Origin of the sequence: Collimonas sp. (assembly GCF_044339385.1) — a bacterium.
Classification (GTDB): Bacteria; Pseudomonadota; Gammaproteobacteria; order Burkholderiales; family Burkholderiaceae_D; genus Collimonas.
The window spans coordinates 1-9,952 of sequence record NZ_JBIIVN010000096.1; the positions used below are offsets into that span (position 1 = coordinate 1).

A 9,952-nucleotide genomic window follows, 5' to 3' on the forward strand; every position below is an offset into this window, starting at 1 on the left:
TGCACGGCTAGCTCCTTGAACTCCGCCGTGTACATCTGTTTTGGTATCTTCTTCATTGCTGGTCTTTCCAAAGGATCGTTGATTTTACGTTACCTATGGAAGACTAAATTTCGGGGGAAGCTCAATTCCTCGGCGGGTTCGAATCCAACGCCCTGACCGGCCAATCAATCGTCGTCAGCCACGGCTGGTTCATGCAATAAGGCGTTCTAGCCGAGCAGAAATTAGCCGCTCACATAAAAAAGAAGGGCAGGAAGCGATTCCTGCCCTTCTTTACTTGATCAATCGCCTATGAATTACCGCGACATTTTTGTCTTATCCGATTCCCAGGATTGCTCATGCACGCGGCCATCCCAGTTGCCAGACTATTCGGCATCAGCCACGCGCTGCGCCGTATAGACTTTTACCAGCACGATCCGCGGCCCGTTCATTTTCTTGACCACGATATCGAAGCCGTCGAACTCGATCTTCTGACCTTCGTGGGGCAGATCTCCCAGCTTCGCCATGATCAGGCCGCCGACCGAATCGACATCCTCGTCGCCATCAATGACAACATCGATACCAAGGATACGTTCGAGACTAAAGATCGGCAGGCTGCCCTTGCCCAGCAAGGTGCCGTCGTCCTGGCGCAGCCATTCGTTATCGTTGCGCCGGAATTCGTCGCGAATCTCACCCACCATGGCCCCCAAGAGATTGTCGAGCGTAATGAATCCCTCAGGCTCACTGCCCTTCTTACCGATAATGGCAAAATGAGGAGCTCCGGTGCGGAAACGGCGAAACAGTTCTAACGCTGCCATGCGCGGAGAGACGTATTCGACCGGCCGCAAATAAGCATTGAGGCTGTCAATCGACTTGCCTTCTTGTTGTGCAATAAACAAATCTTTCAAATGGATCACACCCAGCACGTTGACACCACTCTGATCAAAATAGGGATAGCGACTAAAACGATGGTGATAGATGGTTTGCAGATTTTCCGCCAGGCTGAGCGATTGGCGCAGCGCAGTGATTTCGTTGATCGGCCGCATCAGATCGGAGACTTCGAGCTCGCTGAAATCTAGCGACTGCGCCAACACATTCCACTCATCGCGATTGAATTTCTGCCCGGCGCGGCTGCTGCCGCGCAGAATCAGCTTTAACTCGTCTGCCGAATAGTGGGCGTCATGGCCATGCGCCGCGCCCAGGCCAACCAGGCGCAAGAGCGAGTTGGCGCTGGCATTGAGGGCCCAGATCGCCGGATACATGGCCCAGTAAAAGCCATATAGCGGCACAGAGCACCACAGACCGATGACTTCTGGATTGCGGATAGCGACGGTCTTTGGCGCCAGTTCGCCGACCACGATATGCAGAAAAGAAATCAGAAAAAAGGCGAAGAAGAACGAGATACCGTGAATCAGCTCAAGGCTGCCGATACCCAGCAGATCGAACACGGGATGCAGCAGATTGGCAAATGCCGGCTCGCCGATCCAGCCGAGTCCCAGCGAAGCAAGCGTGATACCGAGTTGGCAAGCTGACAGGTAGGCGTCCAGCTGGCGGTGTACTATCGCCAGAATGCGACCCCTGAGTCCTTGCGTCTTGGCGATGGCCCGGATACGGGTCTGACGTAATTTGACTAAACCGAACTCGGCAGCAACAAAAAAACCATTGAGTGCCACTAAAAACAATGCTGCGATCACCAATAACAGGTTGTTCAACGAATCTCTTCCATGATAAAAACGGACCCCAAGTATAGGCGACGGCAGGCGGTTTTTACAAAACTGGCGCAAATTTACTCGTTATCATCGAGCGGCGACGTTCAAGACAAAAAATTGGGAACCGTATCGGCTGCGCCCGAATACTGCGCACATGATACGGCTCCCAATCTGTTCATGATTTAGCTTAGCAGTGGCCGACAGCCGCGCTTTTACAGCATCGTCGCCAATGCGCACTGGCGGTAATGTTCGGCTGCCAGTTGCGGCTGGTCGATGGCCTCGTGCAATTGCGCCAGCTTCAGATGCGCCTCACGCACAGTACCCGGCGATTCCGCATCAGACAATGCCTGTTCGAGCTGGCGCTGCGCCTTACCCCATAACTTCTGCTTGAAACATAGTGTTCCCAAGGTCAATGCCAACTCGGCATTATTAGGTGCCTTAACCTGCCACTGTTCGCAATACTCGATTTGAGCCAACAGCGCGGGCGATGCCTCGGCTGCTGCGGCTTCACGGTAAACCGGCAGCAAACGGGTATCCCATTCCACCGCCAGAGATTTTTCAACAATCGCGCGCGCTTCGCCATGCAAGCCGCGCTTGTTGAATGCGCTGGCAGCGCGCATCGCGATGAACGGTTTGACCCGGTCTTCACCCGGCACAGTCGCCCATAGTCGCGCAATCGACTCCGCATCGTGCGAATCATCCGACAGCAAACCATCGTAAGCCAGTTCGCGCAAACGCGTCGACAGCGCCGGATGCAATGCATCATGCTTGTTCAGTGTCCGCACCAGGCGCAGCACTTCCGGCCAGTTCTTGCCTTGCTGATTGGCTTTCAGGGCCAATCGCAAGGCATGGATATGGCGCGTACCGCTGGCGTTCAACTCATTTACGGTTTCCAATGCCGCTTCTGATTTGTGCTCATCGACCAGCAAATCCAGTGTCGTGATAAGCCGTGCAGTTTTCAGCGGCGTATTATCTTCGATGCTGGCGAGCCAGATATCGCGCCGCTCGGGTTGTCCCATACGATGCGCAGCACGGGCGCCAATCAATGCCGCAACGCCAACATTGTCCGGCAGCTCGGCGGCGCGCGTAGCGGCTTTTTCAGCCTGCCCGAAACGCCCTTCAAACAACGATTTCAGTGAATCGCGCAGCGCATTGTTCGATGTGGTTTCGCGCTTGTGGCGGCGATAGCCGATCACGCGCGCAGGCAATTTTTGAGTCAAGCGAATGGCCCGGATCAACACATACAACACGACAAAGAGGATCAGCAGCAATACCACAAAGAAATTCAGCGACACATCAATCCGGTATGGCGGAAAAAACAGCACCACGTTACCGGGGTTATAACGCGCCAACACTGCCAGACCGATGGCAGCTGCGAACAGGGCAACAAGCCGGAGAAAGAATCGCATATGACTATGGCTTGCCTTTGTAAGTACGAATCGCCGCGGGACTGTCCAAGGCCGGCATGGTGATCGAGAGATTGCTGTTCTGTACCTGCTTGAGCATGGTCTGCACGGTTTGGGTCTGCTTGGCGCGGGTATCAAAATACTTGGTAATGGTTTCCTGCGCGGCGATCAGATCGCTGCGGAAAGCTGATTCATTACGCGAGAGCAGGCCAAGACGCGCATTGAGCAAACGCAGTTTGAGGTTTTCGCGGGCGTAGTAAGCCTGCGTCGGCGAGAGCAGCAATGCATCCGGATTATCGACGCTGCGCACCCGGATCAATTGGCTGATTTCGTTCCACATCTCGGTGCTCCAGCTTTGCCATTTATCCTTCAAACTCGTTTTCCAGTCGACTCCGACAACATCGGCGGCAGCCTGCGCAGATGCCGCGGCAGCGGCCTTGGCCGATTTTTCCGCTACCTGAGTGCTCGGACGGCTTACGCTGACGATTGATTTTTCATCCGACAACAACGGCATGCTGTCGATCTGGCCGATCACACTATCAAGCCGCACCGCGATACCGGTGACGTCGAGGCTCGGCAACGCTTTCAATTTTTCGATGTCATGCGCAATGGCGCGGCGGACGATAATGAACTGCGGCTTATCGGAGCGGGACAGGCTCTTGTCGGCATTCTGCAAAGCGATCAGAGCGCCCTCCACGTTACCGGCCAACTGTAATTGCTGACTGGCGGTCGATAGCACAGCTTCCACCTCAGACAACGCCTGCTCATCGCTATTCTTGGATAAATCCTTGTATAGCTGTTCCAGCGCCAATTGCTGGCTTTGGGCCTCGACCTGTTTGTTCTCAAGCACACTGACCTTGCCCTGCAATTCCTTGGTGCTGTCCTGTACGGACTTCACCCGCACCTTGGTTTCGGTATTGGAACTGTCGCCGACTTGCAGACGCCGCGCGATTTCCTGGCGCAGGCGCACATTCTCGGCATGCATCGACCACCATAGCTCCGCCAGCAGCAACGCCAACAGGAGCAGGATCACATAGATCAGGCCAAGTTGTCGTCCCGGGCTTTGGCCCCCATCGACCTTGAATGGCGGAAGCACGGGCTGCGCCGCGGATGCTGTCGCATTGATGTCAGGGCCAGCTTGCTGGCCCAATTCTGGAGTAGGTTGCGATTCGTTCATACCGGGAATTGTAACGCGTCGAGTAGACGTTCGTCGCCTGAGCCGGTCAGTGTGACGTCGACAAATCCAAGCGCATATGCTGTTTCGGCAATGCGGGCATGTGGGACAACGAGTTTCTGCTGTTGGATTTTTGCAACACCGGCACCGTTTTCGGCCTGCCGAACCAGCTCCAGCAGGTGTCCGAGCGCCTCCGAACTGGTTACGATCCAGTCGTGGCGACTATCTATCAATTGTTGCAACTGCACTTTCAATGCCATATCGAGCCGCGGCGCCTGACGTCTGTAAGCGGCAATCGGCTCGACGTCGATGCCTGCCGCGCGTAAAACATCCGCCAGTAATTCGCGACCGCTCTCGCCGCGTACCAGCAATACCCGGCGGCCGCGCAGCGCGCTGAGGTCAAGCGCTTGCAACAAGCCTTCAGAATCGGACCTGGCCGGATCTGGCGGGCTGAAGATCGCCGCGTTAGCTGCCGTCAAACCATGCCGGGCCAGTGCGGCGCGGCTGCCTTCGCCGACAATACCGATCGGCAGTTGCGATGGCCACTGCGCGATATAGCGGAACGCGGCGTCAATCGCGTTGGGGCTGACGAACAACACCAACGCATAGTCGTCGAGTCGGGCCAGCGCCGCCTGCAAGCCGGTACTGTCCGCCAAAGGCAGAATTTCCAGCAGCGGAAAGATGATCGCCTGCCGGCCGCGCGCAGTAATTTGGCTCGCCAGTGCAACCGCTTGCGCCGCGGGCCGGGTGATGACAACAGGTGGCAGGGATCGATCAATCTGCATGGCCGACTTGCAATGCTGGTAATTGTACGAGGCGCGCAATCGCAACATCATTGCGCCAAACCCGTATCGTGCCGTGACAGTTCACTAACTCAGCTCTTTGCAAAGCGCCAGGATCGCCGCTGCACCTTGCATGTTCAACGCTTGCGCAATCTGTCTGCCCAAGGCATCCGGGGTATCGGCTGCACCACTGGCGTCGGCTGTCACCACGCGCTGACCATCGGGTGTGCCGATCATCGCGCGCAGGCGCATCTGATCGCCGCTGATTGTCGCAAACGCCGCCAGCGGGATCTGGCAACTGCCGCCAAAAGCGCGCGACAGGGTGCGTTCGGCCGTCACCGCCTGGGCGGTCGGCAAATGATTCAGCGGTGCCAGTAACTGCTGCAAATCGGCGCGTTCGGCGCGAATCTCGATCGCCATCGCCCCTTGCCCCGGAGCCGGCAAACTCTGCTCCGGTTCAATCAAGGCTCTGATCCGTGCGCTCAAGCCAAGCCGTTTCAAACCGGCCGCAGCCAGTATGATGGCGGCATATTCGCCCCGATCCAACTTGGCCAGACGCGTATCCAGGTTGCCGCGCAACGGCTTGATGTGCAAATGCGGGAAACGCGCTGCGATCAGGGCCTGACGGCGCAAGCTACTGGTGCCTACAACGGCGCCGGCAGGCAGCGCATCCAGAGAGGCATAATCGTTCGAGACGAAGGCATCGCGCGGATCTTCGCGCTCCAGAATGGCGCTCAATGCAAAACCAGGCGGCAGCTCCATCGGCATATCCTTGAGCGAATGCACTGCGAGGTCAGCGTGCCCTTCCGCCATCGCCACTTCCAGCTCCTTGACGAACAAACCCTTGCCGCCGACTTTGGACAAGGTACGATCAAGAATTTGATCGCCGCGCGTGGTCATGCCGAGGATTTCTATATTACAGTCTGGATATAATGCAGACAGCCGGGCGCGCACATGTTCCGCTTGCCACATGGCCAATCGGCTTTCACGCGACGCAATGACTAATTTGGATGGGGAGAGTATTTTCGACACGGGTTCTTTCAAATTTTATCGATGCAGCGAATATCGTCAATGCAGCCAGGACAGAGTTATGCAATCACAAACAAGCTTGATCCGGAGGTGTAAAAAAGCCTCACAAATGCGTAGTTTTCGGGCCGAATTTTAGCATGTGGCCACTGCTCTTCTTCGAGTCTTATTGTCCGCCGTATTGGCCACCTTTTTAGCCACCTTTTTAGCCACCTTATTAGCCACCTTATTAGCCACCTTATTAGCCACCTTAATATCCGTCCTGTTTTCCATTTTATCGGCCACGTTCTTGTCTGCAAACACCGTACCGCCAGCAGCACCTCAGCTTCGCCCATGCTTTTCTTTGCAATTTAACCGTTTGATTGAATCAGTTTAGGACAAAATAAAGCGCCATGCCTCGCTGGCTTTTAACTTTGTCCTGCAAATCTTAAATTATGGTAAAAAAATCCACGCCCAACAAAGATGCCCCTCTCAAAGAGGATATTCGCCTGCTAGGCCGCTTACTAGGCGAGGTGTTGCGTGAACAGGAAGGCGATGCGGTCTTTGAAGTGGTAGAAACCATACGTCAGACGGCGGTCCGGTTCCGCCGCGAATCCGATCCGCAAGCCGGTGCCGATCTCGACCAGTTGCTCAAGAAACTAAGCCGCGACCAAACCAATTCGGTGGTACGCGCATTTTCCTATTTTTCGCACCTGGCCAATACCGCCGAAGACCAGCACCACAACCGACGCCGCCGCGCCCACCTGCTGGCAGGTTCGGCAGCGCAGCCCGGCAGCGTCGCCCATGCACTCAGCAAGCTGGACGATGCCGGCGTCTCCGGTGCAACGGTGCGCAGTTTCCTCAAGGAGGCGCTGATTTCGCCAGTGCTGACGGCACACCCAACCGAAGTGCAGCGCAAGAGCATCCTCGATGCTGAACGCGAGATCGCCCGCCTGCTGGCCCAGCGCGACCATCCGTTAACCGCCAAGGAACTGCGCGACAACACCGAACTGCTGCGCGGCCGCATCGCCACCTTGTGGTAAACCCGTATGCTGCGTTATACCAAACTGACCGTCGCCGACGAAATCGAAAACACGCTATCGTATTATCGGATCACGTTTCTACGCGAACTACCGGCACTGTATGACGACATTGAAGGCGAAATCGCCACGCAATTCCCAACCCGCGCACGCCAGGGCAGCAGCAACGCAGAATTGGCGCCGTTCGTGCAAATGGGCAGCTGGATCGGCGGCGACCGCGACGGCAATCCCAACGTCAACGCCAGTACCATGCAACGTGCGCTGACGCGGCAATCGACCACCATTTTCGATTTCTATCTGGAAGAAGTCCATGCACTGGGCGCCGAACTGTCGGTATCGACGCTGATGGTCAGCGTCAACCCGGCACTACTGGCGCTGGCGGAAAATTCGCCTGACACCTCTGACCACCGTGCCGATGAGCCTTATCGACGCGCATTGATCGGTATCTATGCGCGCCTCGCCTCAACCGCACGCGAGCTCGGCGCAACCAATATTCTGCGTCAGGAAGTCGGTGCCGCCGCGCATTACGCAACGCCGCAGGAATTCACGCAAGAACTGCAAATCGTCGAGGACTCGCTGCGCGCACACCATGGCAGCGCATTAATTAAGCCACGCCTGGCCACGCTTAAGCGCGCCTCCGAAATTTTCGGCTTCCATCTGGCATCGCTCGATATGCGCCAGAGTTCGGACGTGCATGAGCGCGTATTGACAGAACTGTTCGCGCAAGCGCAGGTGGCAAGCGCCTACGATAAACTCAGCGAAGAACAAAAGATCGACTTGCTGCTGACCGAACTGGCCAGGCCGCGCCTGCTCTACTCCCCGTATATCGCCTATTCCGATGAAACGGTTTCGGAACTGTCGATCCTGCGCGCTGCTGGTGAAATGCGCCAACGCTACGGTGCTCGCTCAATCCACAATTACATCATCTCGCACACGGAGACCGTCTCCGACTTGTTGGAAGTTTTACTGTTACAACAAGAAACCGGTCTGCTGCGTCCTGCCGCCAAGGGCTGCCCAGACACGGATAGTCTGGAAGTGATGGTGATCCCGCTATTTGAAACCATTCCGGATCTGCGCCGCGCTGCCGCCATCATGGCGCAGTTCATGGCGCTGCCGCCAGTGGCGCGCCTGATCGCCCAACAAGGCAAACTGCAAGAAGTCATGCTGGGCTATTCCGACCCCAACAAGGACGGCGGCTTCCTGACCTCCAACTGGGAACTGTATAAAGCAGAAACCCAGCTGGTGCGCGTATTCGATCGCGCCGGCGTCAAGCTGCGCCTGTTCCATGGCCGCGGCGGCACTGTCGGCCGCGGCGGCGGCCCCAGCTACCAAGCGATTCTGGCGCAGCCGCCGGGCACCGTCAACGGCCAGATCCGCCTGACCGAACAAGGTGAAATCATTGCCTCCAAATTCTCCAACCCTGAAATCGGCCGCCGCAATCTGGAGCTGTTGGTGCCGGCAACGCTGGAAGCCAGCCTGATGCCAAATAACGCCGACGCCAGACAAACCAAGAAGCTCAAGCAATTCGAAGAATTGATGGATGGCTTGTCGGAACGTGCCTACCAGTCGTACCGCAACCTGGTCTATGAAACCCCAGGCTTCACCGACTACTTCTTCGCCGCAACGCCGATTGCCGAAATCGCCGAACTCAACATCGGCTCGCGCCCCGCTTCACGCAAAGCAACCCGCTGCATCGAAGACTTGCGGGCGATTCCCTGGGGCTTTTCATGGGGCCAGTGCCGCCTGCTGTTGCCGGGTTGGTACGGCTTCGGCAGCGCCATCGAAAGCTGGCTGCAGGAAGGCAAGGAGAACAAGCTGAAAGCGCAGAAACTATCGATCCTGCGCGCCATGTACAAGGAATGGCCGTTCTTCGCCACGCTGCTGTCGAACATGGACATGGTGCTCTCAAAGACCGATCTGGCCGTGGCCTCGCGCTACGCCGGGCTGGTCACCGACCGCAAGCTGCGCAACAGCATCTTCAAGCGTATCGTCGATGAACATGAACGCACCAGCAATATCCTGTCGGCCATCACCGGCGCCAAGGATCGCTTGTCGGGCAACCCGTTATTGGCACGTTCGATCAAGAACCGCTTTGCCTACCTCGATCCGCTGAATCACTTGCAGGTCGAACTAATAAAGCGCCATCGCAGCGTCACGGCCGCAGGCCGCACCACCGAAGAACGGGTCAAGCGCGGTATTCACCTGAGCATCAACGGCATCGCCGCCGGTTTGCGCAACACCGGCTGATATTTAGTCAGACCGCGACAGTCATACTCGGCATGCAATCAAAATGACCGGACAGATCATCGATCTGTCCGGTCATTTTTATCTGCTCCCTGCTCCCGGCAAGGCCCGCTGCCGCGGCGTCAATGGCCCACCAAGCTGCCCGGGATGGATGTGTAGAGGCTATCAAAGTCAATTCATCTTTCAGATTGTATGCCGTCATTGGGCCAACGTAATTAGTCCGCCCTGAACAATCCCATTTCCCAATAATTGTCTCAAGCCGTGACAGTCGCCATACGCCACATCGGCCAAAGCATTACCAGAAACGCAGCGCAAAAAAGCCGCAGCTTGCGCAGGATCAGGCGCAGGTTGCGGCCTGCGCCGCACAGGACTGCATGAATGGCGTCGCCCAAGGCACCCTTGAGCCAGTTTCTGCCGAGCCTGCCGTCCGATTTCATGTGGCCGATGGTCGGCTCGATGGCGCTGCGGCGCTTGATCATGGCCTTGATGTGTTGCGGCTGACCGAAAATTGACCCAGCAAAGGGCATAGTGCTGATTCAAAATTGACCCAGGTGTTCTACTTGTCCTGTCTAATTTTTAGGCAGGAGATATAAGGTGATCACCATGGAAATGTTAG

At 56.6% G+C, this 9,952-nt stretch carries 5 protein-coding genes and 2 pseudogenes; 1 reads left to right on the forward strand and 6 read right to left on the reverse strand.

Annotated elements, in window-relative coordinates:
• Window positions 1-362: 362 nt before the first annotated feature.
• The 5 genes from ACIQ0R_RS08295 to hemC form a co-directional block, all read right to left on the reverse strand.
• The gene (locus tag ACIQ0R_RS08295; RefSeq protein ID WP_395826105.1) at window positions 363-1,688 is read right to left on the reverse strand and encodes a hemolysin family protein; all 1,326 of its coding nucleotides are present in this window, start codon (window positions 1,686-1,688) and stop codon (window positions 363-365) included.
• Between the two features lie 209 nt (window positions 1,689-1,897).
• Window positions 1,898-3,094 (reverse strand): heme biosynthesis protein HemY, encoded by a 1,197-nt coding sequence (locus ACIQ0R_RS08300; protein ID WP_395826107.1) that lies wholly within the window; start codon window positions 3,092-3,094, stop codon window positions 1,898-1,900.
• A 4-nt stretch (window positions 3,095-3,098) separates the two neighbouring features.
• Entirely contained in the window at window positions 3,099-4,268 is a 1,170-nt protein-coding gene (locus ACIQ0R_RS08305; protein ID WP_395826109.1) for a uroporphyrinogen-III C-methyltransferase, read from the reverse strand.
• Complete coding sequence (locus ACIQ0R_RS08310; RefSeq protein WP_395826113.1) at window positions 4,265-5,050, reverse strand: uroporphyrinogen-III synthase; 786 nt, start codon at window positions 5,048-5,050, stop codon at window positions 4,265-4,267. Before ACIQ0R_RS08310 ends, ACIQ0R_RS08305 begins: the two co-directional genes overlap by 4 nt.
• Before the next feature lie 84 nt (window positions 5,051-5,134).
• Window positions 5,135-6,079, reverse strand: a complete 945-nt coding sequence (hemC, locus tag ACIQ0R_RS08315; RefSeq protein WP_395826111.1) for a hydroxymethylbilane synthase — start codon at window positions 6,077-6,079, stop codon at window positions 5,135-5,137.
• A gap of 428 nt (window positions 6,080-6,507) precedes the next feature.
• Between hemC and ppc the strand changes: the two are divergent.
• Window positions 6,508-9,339 (forward strand): annotated as a pseudogene (ppc, locus tag ACIQ0R_RS08320) (phosphoenolpyruvate carboxylase).
• Window positions 9,340-9,590: 251 nt separating this feature from the next.
• Here the strand turns inward: ppc and ACIQ0R_RS08325 are convergent.
• A pseudogene (locus ACIQ0R_RS08325) lies at window positions 9,591-9,821 on the reverse strand (hypothetical protein); the annotation flags it as partial.
• Window positions 9,822-9,952: the final 131 nt, after the last annotated feature.

Excerpts from the sequence above, each read along its gene's own strand:
- ACIQ0R_RS08300 (WP_395826107.1), bottom strand. The coding sequence starts at position 3,094 with ATGCGATTCTTTCTCCGGCTTGTTGCCCTGTTCGCAGCTGCCATCGGT.
- ACIQ0R_RS08305 (WP_395826109.1), bottom strand. The coding sequence starts at position 4,268 with ATGAACGAATCGCAACCTACTCCAGAATTGGGCCAGCAAGCTGGCCCT.
- ACIQ0R_RS08310 (WP_395826113.1), bottom strand. The coding sequence starts at position 5,050 with ATGCAGATTGATCGATCCCTGCCACCTGTTGTCATCACCCGGCCCGCG.